11 protein-coding genes and 1 pseudogene are annotated in these 17508 nt (G+C 68.2%); 5 read left to right on the top strand and 7 right to left on the bottom strand.

The window, feature by feature from the left end:
* The first annotated feature begins 208 nt into the window (after window positions 1-208).
* The gene (locus tag WME96_RS26200; protein WP_437284326.1) at window positions 209-4057 is read left to right on the top strand and encodes an RHS repeat-associated core domain-containing protein; all 3849 of its coding nucleotides are present in this window, start codon (window positions 209-211) and stop codon (window positions 4055-4057) included.
* Between the two features lie 35 nt (window positions 4058-4092).
* Window positions 4093-6612, top strand: coding sequence for an AAA family ATPase (locus WME96_RS26205; protein ID WP_437284327.1), 2520 nt, complete (start codon window positions 4093-4095; stop codon window positions 6610-6612).
* A gap of 504 nt (window positions 6613-7116) precedes the next feature.
* Here WME96_RS26205 and WME96_RS26210 read toward each other — a convergent pair.
* Complete coding sequence (locus WME96_RS26210; protein ID WP_437292441.1) at window positions 7117-9603, bottom strand: hypothetical protein; 2487 nt, start codon at window positions 9601-9603, stop codon at window positions 7117-7119.
* Between WME96_RS26210 and WME96_RS26215 the strand changes: the two genes are divergently transcribed.
* Window positions 9602-9874 (top strand): hypothetical protein, encoded by a 273-nt coding sequence (locus WME96_RS26215; protein ID WP_437292356.1) that lies wholly within the window; start codon window positions 9602-9604, stop codon window positions 9872-9874. The genes WME96_RS26210 and WME96_RS26215 overlap by 2 nt on opposite strands.
* A gap of 152 nt (window positions 9875-10026) precedes the next feature.
* Here the strand turns inward: WME96_RS26215 and WME96_RS26220 are convergent.
* Together WME96_RS26220 and WME96_RS26225 are read right to left on the bottom strand one after the other, a co-directional pair.
* Window positions 10027-10239 (bottom strand): annotated as a pseudogene (locus WME96_RS26220) (addiction module protein); the annotation flags it as partial.
* Window positions 10161-11090 carry a hypothetical protein gene (locus WME96_RS26225; protein WP_437284328.1) on the bottom strand — a complete coding sequence of 310 codons (930 nt, stop codon included), beginning with the start codon at window positions 11088-11090 and terminating at the stop codon, window positions 10161-10163. The gene WME96_RS26225 and the pseudogene WME96_RS26220, both read right to left, overlap by 79 nt.
* A gap of 593 nt (window positions 11091-11683) precedes the next feature.
* On the opposite strand from WME96_RS26225, the gene WME96_RS26230 reads away from it, so the two are divergent.
* Complete coding sequence (locus tag WME96_RS26230) at window positions 11684-12937, top strand: hypothetical protein (RefSeq protein WP_437284329.1); 1254 nt, start codon at window positions 11684-11686, stop codon at window positions 12935-12937.
* Between the two features lie 585 nt (window positions 12938-13522).
* Window positions 13523-14695 (top strand): three-Cys-motif partner protein TcmP, encoded by a 1173-nt coding sequence (locus WME96_RS26235; RefSeq protein ID WP_437284330.1) that lies wholly within the window; start codon window positions 13523-13525, stop codon window positions 14693-14695.
* On the opposite strand, the gene WME96_RS26240 is transcribed toward WME96_RS26235, so the two are convergent.
* The 4 genes from WME96_RS26240 to WME96_RS26255 all read right to left on the bottom strand — a co-directional run bounded on the left by WME96_RS26240 (window position 14682) and on the right by WME96_RS26255 (window position 17373).
* Window positions 14682-15440, bottom strand: coding sequence for a DUF5131 family protein (locus WME96_RS26240; protein WP_437284331.1), 759 nt, complete (start codon window positions 15438-15440; stop codon window positions 14682-14684). The genes WME96_RS26235 and WME96_RS26240 overlap by 14 nt on opposite strands.
* A gap of 450 nt (window positions 15441-15890) precedes the next feature.
* The gene (locus WME96_RS26245; RefSeq protein WP_437284332.1) at window positions 15891-16097 is read right to left on the bottom strand and encodes a hypothetical protein; all 207 of its coding nucleotides are present in this window, start codon (window positions 16095-16097) and stop codon (window positions 15891-15893) included.
* A 28-nt stretch (window positions 16098-16125) separates the two neighbouring features.
* A complete protein-coding gene (locus WME96_RS26250) occupies window positions 16126-16923 on the bottom strand; it encodes a hypothetical protein (protein WP_437284333.1) in 798 nt (265 codons plus the stop codon).
* 18 nt (window positions 16924-16941) lie between these two features.
* Window positions 16942-17373 carry a hypothetical protein gene (locus WME96_RS26255; protein WP_437284334.1) on the bottom strand — a complete coding sequence of 144 codons (432 nt, stop codon included), beginning with the start codon at window positions 17371-17373 and terminating at the stop codon, window positions 16942-16944.
* Window positions 17374-17508 lie beyond the last annotated feature (135 nt).

Consider the following 17508-nt stretch of genomic DNA (forward strand, 5'->3'; position numbering starts at 1 on the left):
GGACGCTCGCGCCCGGGCCGGGAGACATTCCGCGCACGCGCTGGAGCGAGCGCGGCACGCGAATCGCGGCGGAGCCGTCGCGTTCGACGCGGCGGGGCGGCGAGATTGACGGTTACATTCGAGTTCTGGCAGCATTCCCGTCATGGCTCGCACCGCCCCTGTCCCGAACATCCCGGCAATTCCTGGCATGAACCCAGGTGTGTTGGTCATGGGCGGAGGCGCTGTTTCCGGCGGGCGTGGCGGAGTCTCGGGCCGCGGCAAGGGGCGAGGACAGGGGGCCGGCGGCAAGAACGGCGGCGACAAGGCCAAGGGCGGTGGGAAAAACGCGTGCGGTGCCGGTAAAGACGGCGGCAGCTGCCCGAACCACCATGGAAGCAGCGGTAGCGGAAGAATCGCTCAGGGCGAGCCGGTCGATGTGGTCACCGGCCGAGTGTTCACGGTCCCCGAGACGGACGTCGACCTCCCGGGTCCCCTGCCCCTCCAGTTCGTCCGGTCGTACGGGAGCCAGGCGCGTGAGCGGGACGTCGGCCTCGGCTTCGGATGGAGCCACAGCCTCGCATGGGCGATCGAACTTCGCCGGCGGACCACCATCGTCGTCACGGCGGACGGGATCGAGGAGGAATTCGGGCTCGTTCCGCGGGACTCCGGCGTGATCGGCCCGCACGGCTGGATCCTCCATCGGGAGGGCGACGGCTTCTCCCTCGATTTTCCGGACGGGGACCGCCTGCTGTTCGAGCCGGATCCGGCCGCCGGTACGCAGCATCGCTTCCGCCTCGCTGCGCAGGTCGATGCGTTCAACAACCGAATCGCCCTCACCTATGTCGAAGGCCGCCTGGCCCAGGTCACCGACAGCGTGGGGCGCGTCCTGCGGCTTCGACCGGCGTCCGCGGGACGTATCGGCCAGATCGAGTTCGTGAGCCGCGCGTCCGGGGGGCGTTCGCTCGTCCTCGCGCGCTACCAGCACGATCAAGCCGGCGATCTCGTGGCGGTGACCGACGCGGACGGACACAGCACGAAGTACGGCTACGACGACGACCACCGGCTCGTCTGGCAGCAGAGGCCGACTGGGCTCACATTCCACTATCGATACGACGCCGCCGGACGATGTGTCGAGACATGGGCAGACTACCCCGGCGCGGTCGATCCGTGCCTCGCCGCCTCAGTCCCGGCGTTTCTGTCGGACGGCAAGACGCCGGCGAAGGGCATCCACCACGTTCGGCTCGACTTCTATCCCGATGGCTACTCGGAGGCCACAGACGCAGTCACATTTCACCGTTACTTCGGTAACGCGCACGGGAAGGTCGACAAGGCCATCACGGCCGGGAGCGTGTATACGCGCACGTATGACGAGCGGGGCCACCTGAGCTCGTTCACCGATCCGCTCGGAGCGACGACCCGCTGGACGCGCGATATCTTCGGCAACGAGACGCGAATCGTGGACCCGCTCGGGAACGAGACCTTGATCGAGCGGCTGCGGAACGGGGATATCCGCAAGATCATCGATCCGGAAGGGGGCGTGACGGAGGTGACGTACGCCGAGCGAGCGATCTTCTGGACCGATCCGATCGGCGCGACCTTCGAGGTCCGCTTCGATGCTCGCGGCCTCATGGAATCGACTGTGGCCCCGACGGGGCATCAGACACGTTACCGTCACGATGATCACGGCAATCTCGTCGAGGTGATCCGCGCCTCCGGCGCGCGCTGGACGGCTGCGTACGACGAGCTCGGGCGGCGCACGGCGGAGCGCGACGAGGGCGGGCGCGTGACCGAGTTCTCCTACAGCGACAAGGGGCTGCTCCTCGCGGTACGCGAGCCGAACGGCGCTGTCACGCGCTACGACTACGATGGTGACGAGAACCTCATCCGCGTGACGGACGCTGACGGTCGAACGACCCGCCTCGTGCGCGGAGGCACCGGCTCGCTGGCGGACGCCATCCTGCCGGACGGGAGCGTCGTTCAGCTCCGGTACGACCGGCAGGAGCGACTCGTCGAGATCCACAACGCGAAGGGGGAGGTGTACTCGATCGAGGTCGGCGCCCTCGGCCTCCCGATCGCGGAGAGGACGTTCGATGGTCGGGAGATCCGCTATCAACGCGACGCCCTCGGGCGCGTCCTCCTGATCCGCCGTGGCAGCGAGTCCACCGCGCTCGAGCGCGACCTCGCCGGGCGCGTGGTGAGGAAGATCTACGACGACGGGGCCGAGGAGCGGTTCATCTACAACGGCCGTGGCGAGGTGATCCTGGCGGAGGGGAGCGGGTGCACGGTCGAGCTTCGACGCAACGCGGTCGGATGGGTGATCGGGGAGAAGCAGGTCGTGGACGGCGAGGCGTTCCAGATCGAGGTGACCTGCGATCGGGTCGGGACTGCGCTCCGGAGGGCGACGTCCCGTGGTCACGTGGTGGAATGGGCCTTTGATGAGGCCGGGCGCCGCACGCGCACGCGGCTCGACGGCAGGCACGAGATACTCTCGTGCCACGACGAACGGGGACTCACGGTCGAGACCCTCCTGCCCGATGGAGGCCGCATCGACACGAGGCACGATGCGCTCGGCAGGCTCGTTACACGGCGGGTGTCGTCGTCATCCAGCCCGGTCGCGATGCGGCCAGGCGAGCCGGAGTGGGTCGGGCCCCAAAGGGCCAACGTGACCGTGGATCAGGCGTTCCAGTATACCTCGGCAGGGCACCTCGCGGCCGTGTGGGATGCGCATCTCGGACACAAGCGCTTCGAGCACGATGCGCTCGGCCAGCTCCTGGCGGTGATCCCTGAGGAGGCGCGCGATGGGCTCGCGGCCGGGCGGCCCTCTGCTGTCGAGCTCTTCCGCTATGATTCCGCCGGAAACCTTCACGAGCGAGGCGAAGGGGCGGAGGAGCGCGGCTATGGGAAAGGGGGCCGGCTGGAGACCAAGGGCTCCACCCGCCTCCTCTACGACGAGCAGGGGCGGCTGATCGAGAAAAGGGCGCGAGGCGCTGCCGGGGACGAGCACGTGACGCGTTATGCCTGGTCGGCGAGCGGCATGCTCACGAAGGTCGAGGGGCCGGGCGGGACGACGGTCGAGCTCACGTACGATGCGTTCGCGCGAAGGATGAAGAAGACCGTGTGGCAGCGGGGAGAGGGCGGTGAGGTGCGCCTCCTGCGCACGACGCGCTTCTGCTGGGACGCGATGACCCTCGCGCACGAGATCGCGTCGACCCCCGAGGGGAAGACCGAGGAGCGCACCTACTGCTTCGATGAGAGCGGGGCTCCGTGGGCTCACCGCGACACGAGGCACACTGGGGAGGGGCCGGTCGTGGGGCCGTGGCTCTTTTATTTGAACGAAGCCATGACGGGCTTTCCGGAGCGCCTCGTGGATGGCCAAGGTGAGGTCGCGGGCGAGCTGTTCCGCACGGCCTGGGGGAAGGTGACGTCCGAAGCCGGAGACCGCGCGTCGACACCGGTGCGCTTCCTGGGGCAGTACGAGGACGTGGAGACGGGGCTCTTCTACAACAGGCACCGCTACTACGATCCCGATCTCGGGAGGTACATCTCGCCCGATCCCGCGGAGATCGACGGCGAGATGAACGCCTACTGGTACGCGCGCAACCAGCCGTGGACCCTCGTCGATCCCGATGGGCTCATCTATTCCCGCATCCTCGACAGGGACGGCAACGTCCTCACGTACGTGGATGAAGACGGCAGCACGAAGCCGTACACGGGAAGGAACCCCAGCGAGGGAGGCAAGGTCTCGCCCGCCGGTCATATCAGCGACAAGCCGTGCGCGGAGGCGCAGGTCTTGACGGTGATGGGGGACAACATCCGAAGAGACGTGATGAAAGAGCAGAAAAAGGTGCGCGTTCAGGATCGCATGACCCCCGAGCAGACCGACGCCGAGGTGAACCGGCGCATCAAGAAGAAGTTCCAGGACGAAGGCCTCTCGATCGAGACGTACGACAGCGCGAAGATGCGGAAGCGGGTCGACCCGTGCGAGAAATGCGGAGCGATGTTCGAGAGGCTCGGCATTCAGGAGCACGTCATCGGGGCGAAGGGCAAGAAGGGCCAATACGGCGTTTACAGGGCCTAGAACAGCGGAGGCGAACGCCCCACGCCGAGGTGCGCATGCATCAAAAGGAAAAGGAAAGAGCTCCCGCGCCCATCTCGTGGACCGAGGGGGAAGAGCGCGCCCGTGAAGCGCTCGAGCGATGGCGCGCTGCTCCGGGCCCCGCGTGCGTGCTGCACGGCCCTCCGGGAGCCGGCAAGACGGCGCTGTGTACCCGGCTCGTTGACGAGGCGGTCGAGCGCACGCGGGGTTGTGTCGCCGCGGTGCAGGTAGGACGGGCGAGCGCCTTCGTCTTCGAGCAGGAGATCCTCGCGTCGCTCCTGGAGCAGCTCGGCGAGGACGTGCTGCACCCTCCGCGGGACGTCCTGAAGCTGCGCTCCGAGCTCCGGAACAGGCTGGCCAATGGCCAGGACGAGGACGAGCCCGAGGTGCTCCTCGTGCTCGATGGTCTCGACGAGTGCGTCGACTGGCCTCGCGACGCTCGGGGTTCGACGCTCCGGGAGCTAGGACAGCGGGTCCGATGTCTGGTCTCCATCTCGGGCGGAGAGGGCGAAGCGCACGCCTGGAGGGAGCGCCTCGGATGGGGGGACGCGGATGCGCTCCTCGTCGAGGTTGCACCACCTTCCCCCGCGGCGGCGGAGAGCCGAGGCATTCCGAGCTGGGCGGCGGCAGGGGGAGACGGCGGACCGGAGGCGCTCGCCGCGGAGGTCGAGCGTGAGCTCCGGCGCCTCGACGGAGGAGAGGTCGCGCTGGAGGTGCTCTCCCTGCTGGCGCGCGCGCTCTCGCCGCTCGATGCAGAGGATGTCGCGGAGCTCCTGGAGCTTGACGACTTTACCGCGCGCGGTCTCCTGCAAGTGTACGTGCCGTTCCTCGATCGGATCCTGCGCTGGGATGGGCCGGCGCGCGCGCTGAGGTTCCAGCATGAGGCGCTGCGGGTCGCGTGGGCGCAGCGGAGCGCCGGTCGCGACGAGGCGATCGAGGCGCGCTTCCGGGGCGCGATCGCGCGATGTACCGCGGAGACCTCCCGCCGCCGGCCGGCCTACTTCCGCCGTCATGCGAGCGCGCACCTCGCGCTCGGCGGCGCTCCCGTCGCCTCGATGCTCGCCTTTGCCGAGCCGGGCTGGGTAGCGGCTGCCTCTGCCGAGGCGCTCGCCGATGCCCTCCTCGATCTCCGCCGCCTGCGCGATCGTATCGGAGAGGAGGTGGAGCGCTGCGGCTCCATGCCTCCCTCCCTCGCCGCAGCGCTCGTCCGCTGTGCGGCGGCGCAGGGCGCGGCGGCGACGCTGGGAGACGCGGAGCCCTGGGCGACCCCGGACGCAGACCTCGTGACTCCATGGCTCGAGGCGGACGCGGCGCGCGCGCTGTCCTTGCTCGCCCTCTCTGCGGAGGTCTCGCCGTCCGCCCGAGCCGGGGTCCTCGAGCGAGCGTTCGAGATCGCCGAGAACACGGGCGCGGGGTGGTCAAGCCCCTCGGCGCTGGTCGCCGTGGCGGAGGCGGCGGAGGGCGAGAGGCGCATCCGGGTTGCGCGCTTCGCGCTGGCAGCTGCGCGCCAGTCGGATGAGGGGGATGCGGTCTGGGGGCTCGTCGCGGCGGCGGGCCTGCTCCCCGAAGAGGAAGCCCAGGAGGTCGCGGCAGAGGCCATCGCGCGCGCGGGAGGGGCGCCGCCCGCGCTCGTGTCTGGGCCGAGGGTGAGCGAAGCTTCCGCCGTCGCGCTGGAGCGGGCTTCGCGTTCCCTGCCTGCGCCCCAGCGGATCCGCGTCCTCGCCCGGTTGCTCTCCGCGCTGCCGGCAGAGGCGAGAGCTCGTGCTGTCCAGGAGATCGAACGACTCTGGGCGCCCTGGTGCTTCGAGACCAGGGAGGAAGCCGAGGCCGTGACGCCTTACCTGTCCGAGCCTCTCCTGGCGAGGGCGCTGGAGGAGGTCCCGGTCTGGCCGGTGCATGCTCTCGGTGCACGCCTGGTCTCGGTCGGGCGAGAGGACGAGGCGCGCGCGCTCGTGCTGCGGTGGGCGGGGAGCAGCGCAGGCTACCGGGCGGACGCGTTGCTTCGCCTTGGTGAGGCGCTCCCTCCGGGCCGGCGGCCGGTGGAGGAGGTGCGGGCACTCTTCGAGGAGCTCGCCCCGGAGGAGCGGTGCCATCGGGTCAAGGAGCACCCTTCCGCTTCGGTCGCGCTCCTGGGGGACGAAGCGGCTTTACGAATCGCGGAGGGCTGCGTCGAGCCCTCCGGGAGCTATGCGCGGACTGGCGCGCTGGCGCGGCTTGCAGGGGCGCTCCCTGAATCGATGCGCGCCGAGGCGGCACGGCGTGCGGTGCTTGCCTTCGAGGCAGGAGGCCACGACGCCGACGCGCTCGGCGATCTCTGCGGGGCCGCCCCCTGGATGAGCCCCGCCGATGCGGCGCGGCTGCTTTCGGCGAGCCTGCTGGACGCCTCGGGGACTCCGTCGCTGGCCGGTGTCTTCCAGGGATGGGCGAGCGTGGCGCAGCTCGCCGGCCTCTTCCGTCGAGCCGGAGGGGAGGAGACCGTGCTTGCGGCCGCAGAGGAGGTGGCGCTCGCCGGAAGGTGGTTGCACCGCGTGGGGTGACCGCGTGCGCACACGCTTCACCGTCGCGGCCCGCTGCTCGCGGCGCCGGGCACGCCGCCCCCCTCGATTCGATGCGCGGCACACCGCCTCTCTCAGCCCCCGGCCCGAGCGCCTCCTGCGCGGCGCGACCGACTCGTGCTCTCGCGGCCCGCCTCCGCGAGCTCTCGCCCGAGCTCGCGCGCATGCTCGCCGACAAGACGTTCTCTCCCGAGGCGCAGCGCGCGCGCTCGACGTCCTCTGTCCGGAAGAGACACTCGATATACACCTTGAGTACCGCGCACGTCGTCCGCGGTCAGGGTCGGGTGGTCGCTGAGGATGTCCTCGATCAGCGTGAGACCCCTGCGGCGCGGCTCGCAGCGACCGGCCAGGCCATTCCTTGCGGCCCCCAAGCGGGTCCCTGTCGCCTTCGGTGTGCCTCGTCACGGTGCTCGTGGGTGCGCGAGCGCATCACTCGGTTGCACCTCGCGATCACCGCGCTGCGGCTCGGGAATTACGAATCGGCCATCATTCCATCGTGGAACGTCCATCGTCGAGTCCCGCGGGCGCGACCCCGGACGTCGAGCATTCCTTCGATCCGGCGTTTGCCCGCAATTTCCACCGGAGCGCCTCGGAGAGAACGCTCGCGGCGGCAGCGAGCGCTTCATCTCCGCCGATACGCGCGATGAGGGGCGCGAGCTGCTCCACGCCGCCCCAGCGGCTCAGGGTCGAGACGAGCGAGGCGTCCTCCGCCGCGTCCCCGAGGCTCACGACGAACAGCCTTGCCGCCGTCGCGAGCGACATCCAGGGAGCGCAGCGCACCACGCTCTCCAGAGCCTCGGTGCCCCCGTCGTCGTGGTAAGCAGTGACGGCGCGCGCCGCGAGCGTGGGGCGCGACGGCTCGGGGGCGGCGAGACAGAGCGCCGCGAGGGCCATGATGCGCGCGGCTTCCGAGCCACCTCCGCCGCCACCTTCGGCGATCGCCACCGCCGCCTCGAGCCCGAGCACCTGGATCGCTTCGGCCGCGTGATCACACACGAGCCCCGCGGCGACCCACGGGGGCTCCAGCGAGGCCACCGCGTCGCGCGCCGCTTGCACGAGGGAGCGGCCTCCCTCGGTCGCTGCGGCGCAGAGCAGCGGACGAGCGGCGAAGATCCCGCTGCCACAGAGCTCTCGGACGATGCCGAGCGCGCGTTCCGGATCGCCGAGCTCGGCGAACCGGACGGCCATCGCGGAAGGGGGCGGGAGGGCCTCGTCCAGCAGCCTGGAGAGCTCGGCCAGCCCGAGGAAGGGAAGCAGGGCCGCGGTGCACGCGCCGACGTCGTGCCTCTCGGCGCCCTCGTCGTGGTCGGCAAAAAACGCATCGAAGGACATCGAGACAGCGAGGGTCCGCTCGGCATCGGGCAGCACTGGCAAGAGGGGCGCCAGCGCGTTGGCGCGGGACGTCGGTGGAAGAGGGGCCGCCGCGCCGAGGAGGGCGAGCGCCTGGTTCCGCCCCATCCCTTTCGCCGTGGCGAGCCGCGCGAGCGCCTGCCCCGGCTTCGCGCTCGACAGCGCGCGCCGGATGGCTTGCTGGACAAGCGCTTCCGCCTCGGCGCGCGGCAGGAAGTCGGCCGCCGTGAGCCACGCGCTCAAGGTGCTGTCGGGCCCTCCTTCCGCGCGCCACGTGGCCGATACCGCCCACCGAGCGAACGTCGACGCCTCGTCGGCCGACGCAGCGCGCGCCGCGGTGAGCAATGCGAGCGCATCTTCCCAGCCATCACCGCGCCATGCCGCGCCTGTCCGCCTCACGACGTCGAGCGCGGGCGCCTCGATGTCCGCGCGCAGCGAGGGAGAGGCGCGCGCCGCGAGAGCGAAGAGTGAGACGACGAGCGCCCGCTCCGTGTCGTTCCACGCCTCCTCGTCAGCCCGGTTGGCTTCAGGAGGCCACGCGCGGTGCAGCGTCGCGAGCGCGCCCTGCGCGAGCGCGATCCGCACGAAGCTCGACAGCGCGTCGGATGGGATCTCCCTGGCGTCGGAGGCGCCAAGAGGCGCCGACATCGAGCGTCGCACGCGCCCCAGCTCCGCCCGGCGCGCAGCGAGATCCTCGCGCGAGCGCGGCCATGCCCACCGCGGTGCACCGAGCGGAAGGAGATCGGCGCGCGGCGCGCCGGCGGAGACGAGGTGATCGCCGGCGTACCGGCGGAGGTAGGTGATCGCGCCCCTCTCGCCTGTGTCGACGCTCTCCCAGGTGCGAACGAGCGCCCGGGCAGCCTCGGCGAACCGCTGCTCAGCGAGCGCGACGTGCTCCGGGTGCGCGGCCACCCAGGCGGCGCGCAGCGTTTCATGACGAAAGCGAATCTGGCGACCCTCTTCACACCACTGGAGAACCGGCTCCACGGCCTCGCGGTGCGTGTCGAGAGAGCCGATCACCTCGGCGACGTGCGCGCCGAGGAGCGGCGCCAGCTCGGTCACGTCGAGCGGCGCGAAGGCGCACGCGAGGGTCGTCAGGAGCTCTTCGAGCGGAGCCGCGCCGCGATCGCGGAGCGATCTCGCGATCGCGTCCACATGGGCGCGTGGACCTGGACCGTCAACCGCCGCCCAGGCGAGATGGTCGCGGAGAGATGGCTCGACGTCCTCCAGGCGGAATCCGTCGACCGAGACATACGTCACGTCCGCGGCGCGGAGACCGAGCCGCTCTGCCCACCGCTCGGCAACGTCGCGCGCGCCGGAGACCGTCACCAGCACACGCGCGCCGGGGCCTGGCTCGTCCAGCACCGAGCGGCGAGGGTCGTCCGGCCAGTCCACGCAGGCATCAGGCGCGAGCAGGCCCATCAAGAGCTGCGGCTGGCCGTCCTCGCCGTCCCAGTTCGCGATGCGGTTCACGAGGCTCGTGCGGACACCGAAGTGAAACTCGTCGAATCCCGTGCCTTCGGGCCATGGGCCAGCCGAGAGCCGCGCGAGCACTTCCTCCTCGAAGGCCGCGCAAAAACTGCGTCCGGCGTGGACGAGGAGCTTCAGGGTGTCAGGACCCATGATCGAGCGGAAGAAGCGTTCGACGACCGTGCTCTTCCCTGCGCCGGAGGGGCCATGGACGACGCACGCCGACGGGCGCCCCGCTTCATGCCAGGATCGCAGTGCCTCGAATGCCCTGGACTGGCCTTCACCAAAGAACGGTCCCTCCATCGAACTCTCCTCAATCACGCTGGGGTCGCCGGGCAAGGGCGGCATGAGCTGGGACCAGGAGGGCAAGACGGTCGCGGGCGAGGACGGCGTCGCCGTGGAGGTGCGCCGGTTTCCTGGATAGCTGGAGTGGAGCTTGGCCAGCGAACCGCGTCGGTGGAAGGAAGCCGGCGCGCAGCCGCCTCGGCTTCCGCGAGCGCGGCTGGCAGGACCCCAACGAGCTTCACGACGGCCGTTTGAAGCCGCCAGGATGCAGCGCCGGGCTTCCGGCCAGGGGACCGGCGTGACGACCCCGGCGTCGACGCCGGCGAGGCGTTGCTGGATCTCCTCGGCCCACGCAGCCTCGACCTCCTCGGTCGACGGCTCGGGCTCGTCGAGGCTCTGGATCAGCGCGGCCGCCACGGCCGCCGTCAGGAGAGCACTTCGGCGGCCGACTTCGCCCCGAGGACGTTCTCGATCCAGCGGTCGAGGGTCGCGACGTCCGTGCATGCCTGGATTCGCGCGCTCTCGTCCTCGGTGAGCGCGATCCCTGCACGCGCAAGCAGCCGCAGCAGCGTGTCCCTCTTGCCCTCGAGCTTGCCCTCACGCATGCCCTCGAGCTTGCCCTCACGCATGCCCTTGAGCTCGCCCTCGCGGATGCCGCGATCGATGAGCCTTTGCAACGACGGGGGAATGGTCGCCTCGCCTTCGATCTGCCGTTCCATGACCAGTGCCTCCAGAGCCTGCCTCATCGGCTCACGCAACCCGTTCCAGATGACCTGAAAATAGACCATCGCGTGCGCCTGGTCGAGCCGGCCGAGGCCCGCGAGCGCCGCCTTCACCACGGTCAGCCCGCTTGGCCCGTTGCCGTGCGCCACCGCCGACAGCACGGCGAGCTCCGTCTCCTTCTCCGCGTCGGCCGGGTCGGTGATCTCGGGGACCACCGCCGGACCGAGCACCAGCGGCGCGACGTGGCCGCGGCCCAGGCCGAGATCGATGGTCTCCGCCGCCCAGGCAGCCACGCCGGCGTCCGGCGCGACAACGACGACGATCGTGCCAACGCGCTTCCTGGCGCGCACGACCGCGACGTACGCCGGCCATGAGTACTTCTTGTCCGGGTCCACGTCGCGCTGCACCTCGAGGACGATCGCCAGCACGAGCGCGTCGCGCTCGTCGCGAAGCTCCAGCACCAGATCGGCGCGGTACTCCACCGGAATGAGCTGGTCGAGCGACGACTCGACAACCGCGACCGAGGCGTGCGGCGGCACCTCGACGTGGAGGAGCGTCGCGAGCAAGCGGGGCGCGAGCTCCGGGTGCTCGCGGAACATCTCGACGAGGGCGTTGTGCTCGAGCGTCGGCATGACGCCCGGTCTCGAGCACGCCCCGTGCCGGCACGAAATGCCGGGGAAATGCGAGCAGAGCTCCAGCGCAGGGGGTGGCGGCGCCATGGCGGACGGGGGCGGCCAGCGACGCCGGCTGGGAGGCGGACCCCCTGTGCGGCAGGCGAAGAAACCTCGCAAAGCATTGTCTGTGCCTGACGATTTGCCAATCTGCTGCGGGCAACTGGCCGAAGCGAGGAAGGGCGCACGTCAGCAGCATTGGCCTGCTGGACCAAGAGCGTCAGATCAACGGCTCGGTCCGAGCCGCCGAACGCGAATCTTGTTGTCCGCTGCAACCACGAAGCACCCGGCCCAGCGCTCGACGTCCTCTGTCCGGAAGAGGCACTCGACATAGGCCTTGAGTACCCGCCGGCTCGGATCAGCGGCCCTCTGCTATCGAGCTCTTCCGCTATGATTCCGCCGGAAACCTTCACGAGCGAGGCGAAGGGGCGGAGGAGCGCAGCTATGGGAAAGGGGGCCGGCTGGAGACCAAGGGCTCCACCCGCCTCCTCTACGACGAGCAGGGGCGGCTGATCGGAGACGCGGAGCCCTGGGCGATCCCGGACGCAGACCTCGTGACTCCATGGCTTGAGGCCGACGCGGCGCGCGCGCTGTCCTTGCTCGCCCTCTCTGCGGAGGTCTCGCCGTCCGCCCGAGCCGGGGTCCTCGAGCGAGCGTTCGAGATCGCCGAGAACACGAGCGCGGGGTGGTCAAGCCCCTCGGCGCTGGTCGCCGTGGCGGAGGCGGCGGAGGGCGAGAGGCGCATCCGGGTTGCGCGTTTCGCGCTGGCAGCTGCGCGCCGGTCGGATGAGGGGGATGCGGTCTGGGGGCTCGTCGCGGCGGCGGGCCTGCTCCCCGAAGAGGAAGCCCAGGAGGTCGCGGCAGAGGCCATCGCGCGCGCGGGAGGGGCGCCGCCCACGCTCGTGCCTGGGCCGAGGGTGAGCGAAGCTTCCGCCGTCGCGCTGGAGCGGGCTTCGCGTTCCCTGCCTGCGCCCCAGCGGATCCGCGTCCTCGCCCGGTTGCTCTCGGCGCTGCCGGCAGAGGCGAGAGTTCGTGCTGTCCAGGAGATCGAACGACGCTGGGCGCCCTGGTGCTTCGAGACCAGGGAGGAAGCCGAGGCCGTCACGCCTTACCTGTCCGAGCCTCTCCTGGAGAGGGCGCTCGAGGAGGTCCCGGTCTGGCCGGTGCATGCTCTCGGTGCACGCCTGGTCTCGGTCGGGCGAGAGGACGAGGCGCGCGCGCTCGTGCTGCGGTGGGCGGGGAGCAGCGCAGGCTACCGGGCGGACGCGTTGCTTCGCCTTGGTGAGGCGCTCCCTCCGGGCCGGCGGCCGGTGGAGGAGGTGCGGGCACTCTTCGAGGAGCTCGCCCCGGAGGAGCGGTGCCATCGGGTCAAGGAGCACCCTTCCGCTTCGGTCGCGCTCCTGGGGGACGAAGCGGCTTTACGAATCGCGGAGGGCTGCGTCGAGCCCTCCGGGAGCTATGCGCGGACTGGCGCGCTGGCGCGGCTTGCAGGGGCGCTCCCTGAATCGATGCGCGCCGAGGCGGCACGGCGTGCGGTGCTTGCCTTCGAGGCAGGAGGCCACGACGCCGACGCGCTCGGCGATCTCTGCGGGGCCGCCCCCTGGATAAGCCCCGCCGATGCGGCGCGGCTGCTTTCGGCGAGCCTGCTGGACGCCTCGGGGACTCCGTCGCTGGCCGGTGTCTTCCAGGGATGGGCGAGCATGGCGCAGCTCGCCGGCCTCTTCCGTCGCGCCGGAGGGGAGGAGACCGTGCTTGCGGCCGCAGAGGAGGTGGCGCTCGCCGGAAGGTGGTTGCACCGCGTGGGGTGACCGCGTGCGCACACGCTGCGATACCCCTGGGCCGTCCTGCGCAGCCCATTGGCCCTCCTGGATAAGCCCCAGCGCCGTCGGTACGGACCGGTGGCCTGGGTAACAGTTCAGACCGGAAGCCTGGGTTGCATCCGGACGGACCGGGAGCTTACGCTGCAACAGCGCGAGCGCGCTTGCGATGATGACGACCGCTCCGAGGTAGACGCGCCAGCCCAGGAAGACGACAGAGGGCGGCGTGCGCCGTCACCGGCACCCGTCCTCGCGGCAGCAGAACGACTCTCCCTTAGCCTTCCAGGGGCAGACGCCTGGGAGGCTGTATTCCGCTGGAGCCATAACTGCTTCGGCTCACGCCTGCCCGCCGAACGCCCTGGGCTTCAGCCGCGGCGCGTAGTGCCGCCGGCTGCAAGCCCTGGTTGGGCAGCACCATGCGGCACTCGGGAGCAGTCGTGGTCGCAGAAGCGCGGACTGCCGCATTGCTACGGACACGGAGGCCGAAGGACGCCCCGCGCGATCCGCGCTGGTGAAATGCTTGGGTTCGTGCGATCATCCCACGCGAACGGTTCGGGCGTTGTATAAGGGAACGGCATGAGCAGCAAGAGTGATCGTGAGCACTTCGAAGAATACCGCGCGCAGACTCTCGCGAAGCACACGATTATCGAGAAGTACATTTACGCGTACTTCAACATCCTTAAGGGGCAGGGCGGCGACAACCTCGTCTACATCGACGGGTTCGCTGGGCGCGGGACGTATGACGGCCCCAATGGCCCAGTTTCTGGTTCGCCACTACGTGCACTGGAAAAGATCGCCTCGCACCCAGGGCTGGCCAAGAAGGTGACCACGATCTTCATCGAGAAGGACAAGAAGCTCTACGATCAGCTTGTGAGAAGCCTCAAGGACTTCCACAGCAAGCACCCTGAAATTCGAGAGCCGCAATGGGGCAACGGCGAATTCTCTGAAGTGATGACGCAGCAACTCGACTCGCTGGAGAAGGCTGACGCCCGCATCGCCCCCGCCTTTGTGTTCGTGGACCCGTGCGGTGTCGACGGCGTTGATTTCAACGTGATCGCTCGGGTTCTTAAGAGCCAAGCAAAGGCCGAGGTATTCCTGTTCTTCAACATCGAAGGCGTCCGACGGATCCTAGGCTTGAAGGACAAGATGGGACCGACGCTTGCGAAACTGCTCGGTAGCGAGGCACGCGCGAAGGAGCTCCTGGCCCGCGTCGAGGCCTGCTCAAGCCCGGACGAGCGCGAACAGGCGATCATGATGTTCTACGAGGATCTACTTCGAACGCAGACCCCAGCGAAGTACGTGGTCTCCTTCCGGGTAGAGAAGGAGGACCGCAGGGTCACGAGCCATTACCTTATCCACGCGGCGCAGCATCCCCTCGGCTTCGCCATCATGAAGGACGTGATGTGGGGAGTCGGCAAGACCGCTGAAGGCAAAGGCGGCTTGGCGCTTGAGCAAGCCAGCTCGGTGCCGATGAAGATGCTCTTCACGCCGGAGTGGGAGTCCATCCGACAGTCGATCCTTGCCGAGCTCAAGTCAGGCATGAAGCGTGTCAGCTACTTCGCGGTTGAATTAGTGCAGCGATCGGACAACCGCCTCTGCTCGAAGGCGTACAAGGCCGCGCTGTTAGAGCTGGAGAAAGAAGGGAAGATCGTGGTCATCAATAAGAATGGAGTCGGTGTCGCTAGTAAGCGTCCGATGAAGAATGGCGTGATGACGCTCGCGGACGAGTACTACCTCAAGCTGCCGTAGAGCTCCGAAGAGGCGGCATCTCGTCATAGGTCTTGCCATCGAGTAACCGACCCGCTTCCTTCTTCTTTACACCACCCCACTGCTTGAAGAAGAACGGGACGCGGGCGTCTTGGCACTGGCCGCGGATCGCGCGCACCCATTCTTGTTCGATCGGGCGTGCACCAGGTCCAGACTCTCCACCGACGATGACCCAGCTCATCCCTCGGAGGTCGAGATCAGGAAGACTTTCGAGCAGAGGTTCCAGCGAGAGGAATCGAACGTGCGCCGGAATGGTACGCAGTAGGTCAATTCGTGGCATGTACTTCCGCGACTCGACACTCACGCCCATCCAGACGTTCTCCGGCCAGTGCAGATAGTTCGCGATACGCGCAAGACGATCGGCGCGTTTCGTCAGAACCTGGAACGTATGCCAATGCGCGAGCTTCATCGTCTCGAAGACGGACGAGATGAAATCCATCGGCACATCCTCGTGGAAGAGGTCGCTCATCGAGTTCACGAAGACGAGCCGCGGTCGGCGCCACGACAGCGGTTCCTCGACCGCTTCGTGCACGAGCTTGAGCTTGCCCGTCCACCGAGGGCCCTTCCTGGTAAGCGTCGTCAGTCCTTCGTACGCGGCGCCCGGTCCGCTGAAGCGGTGGGCCATCCGCTCCGCGTAGCAGCGCTCGCAGCCAGGGGAGAGGCGCGAGCAGCCGCGAACAGGATTCCAGGTCGCCTCCGTCCACTCTATGGAAGACATGGTGCTCATAGCCGTTCCTTGCGCCCGTCGATTGTATCCGGTCGAGCTGGTTTCGTCGTCTTCCGCGTCACTCCTGAGACTGTACACATGCTCAGCTCACGGGTCAATCAGGCATCGCTTGAGCGCCCCGGACATTCCCCTAGGCCTAGGTTTCGCGTTGCCTGACGCTGCCGACCGCGCATCTGCGCGGCGTTTCCCGGCGGGTCCGGAACGGAAGAGCTCGCTTCGCAAGTTCACCCGTTGAGTGAGGAACGAAGAGATGGCGGGCTCATGCACGCGAGAGCCTTCGGAACAAGGCAAATCAGCGCCTGATCGGCCCGACGCAGCGCGAAATTTAGGCTAAGCCGGCCCCCTCACGCGTCGCAGGCCGTCGTTGTAAAGAACGACGGGGGTCCTTCGAGCCAACGCGGCTCGGGCACCCGCACATCAGGACGACGCGGTGCGTCGAATGCTGCTTCTTCAGCTCTTCCAGTACATCGAAGCCGGCGGCGCGTCCCCGCTCGCCTCTCGGGCGCGGAGACCATCGAGGAGCTTGGAGCGCACGGCGATGTCCTTGATGATGCTCTCGCGCCAGACCGCCTCCTCTATGAGGAGCCAATCATTGTACAACCCCGCCTGCCCAACGATCTGCCCATCTGCTGCCGCACGAAGTGCGGCCAGCAGCATGGGCTTGTTAGACCGCTGGTTTACCAAGCTACTCTCCGGTGCCCTGCAACTGACGGAGGAGGCGCCTGGTCTTCATGAGCGATTCTCGATTCAACTTCAAATTGGCAATGGTGTACTCCGCAGCTCGCGTCCTGGGCCTCCACACACCTTCGTCTGTTTCCTCGAAGTGGTCGTGGAACCGTTCAACAGGGTCTACGAAGCGATAGCCGGCTTGCTCTTCCCGCGGTGCCGGCCAGCCGGCAGCCTTGGCCGCGTTACATGATCGACATGCGTAAAGCAGGTTTTGGTATGACCACGCGAGCTGTGGGAACAACGCCCGCGGACGAAACGTCTCGATGCTAAACGCATCGATGCCACCGGCGAGCCGATCTGGGGTACGGCAGTACGCACATAGACCCATAAAATCCCGGCGCAGGTGCGCCAGCACCGCTCGTCTCATGCCGCGATCGTAGCTAAAATAGTCGACATCGCTCGGAAGCCCTGGTCCTGCCGAGCGAACAAACTCTACAGAAGTAGGATAAAGAAGGGCGAAGTCCTCAACCTGCACGAGAACCTTAAGCGATCCGTTTCCTTGCACCACGTGAGGTGAGATTGCCCAGCCGGTGACATCAGGGACGCGACGCCGCGTCCGCACATGACTGTCCGCGATGCCCAGCAACTCGTCCACCGTTGTGAGCCAAACGCCGTCCTCTTGCAGGCGCGCCTTGATCTCATCGAAGTGTCCCGGGTTCGAAGCGAATTCGGCGCTGGTGCCCATGACCAAGTACTGCTGCGGCACCCTGATGTCCCAGCCCAGTGTACGGAACAGGTCGCGGTTTTCAGGCACGCGCGTAAGCCAGTGCTTCTACTCGCGTAGTTGCTCCACGGCATGTCTTGCTTCTGGCGATAAGCGCAAGCCGTAGCCGCGTTCGGATATTTTTATGGCGGCGCTCTTGAGTTCGATGATGTGTGCGGACTTATAGACTCCGCCGCCAGAGGGCGGTTGAATGATGCTCTTTTTGGCGGCGATCAAATCGGCGCGATCACGTTGCCGCGCATCCGTTAGAATGGTTTCGTAGCTCTCGTTCAGCTTGTATAGGGGCTGCTCGGACGCGAATTCGCTGAATCCGAGCACCCCGACAAGCGCCGGATGCCGCTCAAGCAGTCTGTGTAGCGCGGCTTCATCGCCGGTGAGGCTCCCGTGAAGGAACTCTTTGAGTTCCCGCACGTCATCTTCAGACACCGGATCGGTTGCATCGAAGATGTTTACGACGGGCGGGGAGGCGGACGGTGCCATGCTCGGATCCTATCACGAGCCAGAGCGCTGCTGCTCAAGTTTGGGCGTCCTGTCTGGCCTCGGTCTAACGCGTTGGGTTTCAGCTGGCGGCGAAGCCGCTCAGCTGCAAACCCTCGTTCGGCGGCCGCGGAATCG

It is taken from the genome of Sorangium sp. So ce406 (assembly GCF_051474675.1).
GTDB classification, from domain to species: domain Bacteria; phylum Myxococcota_A; class Polyangia; order Polyangiales; family Polyangiaceae; genus Sorangium; species Sorangium cellulosum_G.

Excerpts from the sequence above, each read along its gene's own strand:
- WME96_RS26200 (WP_437284326.1), top strand. The coding sequence starts at position 209 with ATGGGCGGAGGCGCTGTTTCCGGCGGGCGTGGCGGAGTCTCGGGCCGC.
- WME96_RS26205 (WP_437284327.1), top strand. The coding sequence starts at position 4,093 with ATGCATCAAAAGGAAAAGGAAAGAGCTCCCGCGCCCATCTCGTGGACC.
- WME96_RS26215 (WP_437292356.1), top strand. The coding sequence starts at position 9,602 with ATGATCGAGCGGAAGAAGCGTTCGACGACCGTGCTCTTCCCTGCGCCG.
- WME96_RS26210 (WP_437292441.1), bottom strand. The coding sequence starts at position 9,603 with ATGGGTCCTGACACCCTGAAGCTCCTCGTCCACGCCGGACGCAGTTTT.
- WME96_RS26225 (WP_437284328.1), bottom strand. The coding sequence starts at position 11,090 with ATGCCGACGCTCGAGCACAACGCCCTCGTCGAGATGTTCCGCGAGCAC.
- WME96_RS26235 (WP_437284330.1), top strand. The coding sequence starts at position 13,523 with ATGAGCAGCAAGAGTGATCGTGAGCACTTCGAAGAATACCGCGCGCAG.
- WME96_RS26240 (WP_437284331.1), bottom strand. The coding sequence starts at position 15,440 with ATGAGCACCATGTCTTCCATAGAGTGGACGGAGGCGACCTGGAATCCT.
- WME96_RS26245 (WP_437284332.1), bottom strand. The coding sequence starts at position 16,097 with ATGCTGCTGGCCGCACTTCGTGCGGCAGCAGATGGGCAGATCGTTGGG.
- WME96_RS26255 (WP_437284334.1), bottom strand. The coding sequence starts at position 17,373 with ATGGCACCGTCCGCCTCCCCGCCCGTCGTAAACATCTTCGATGCAACC.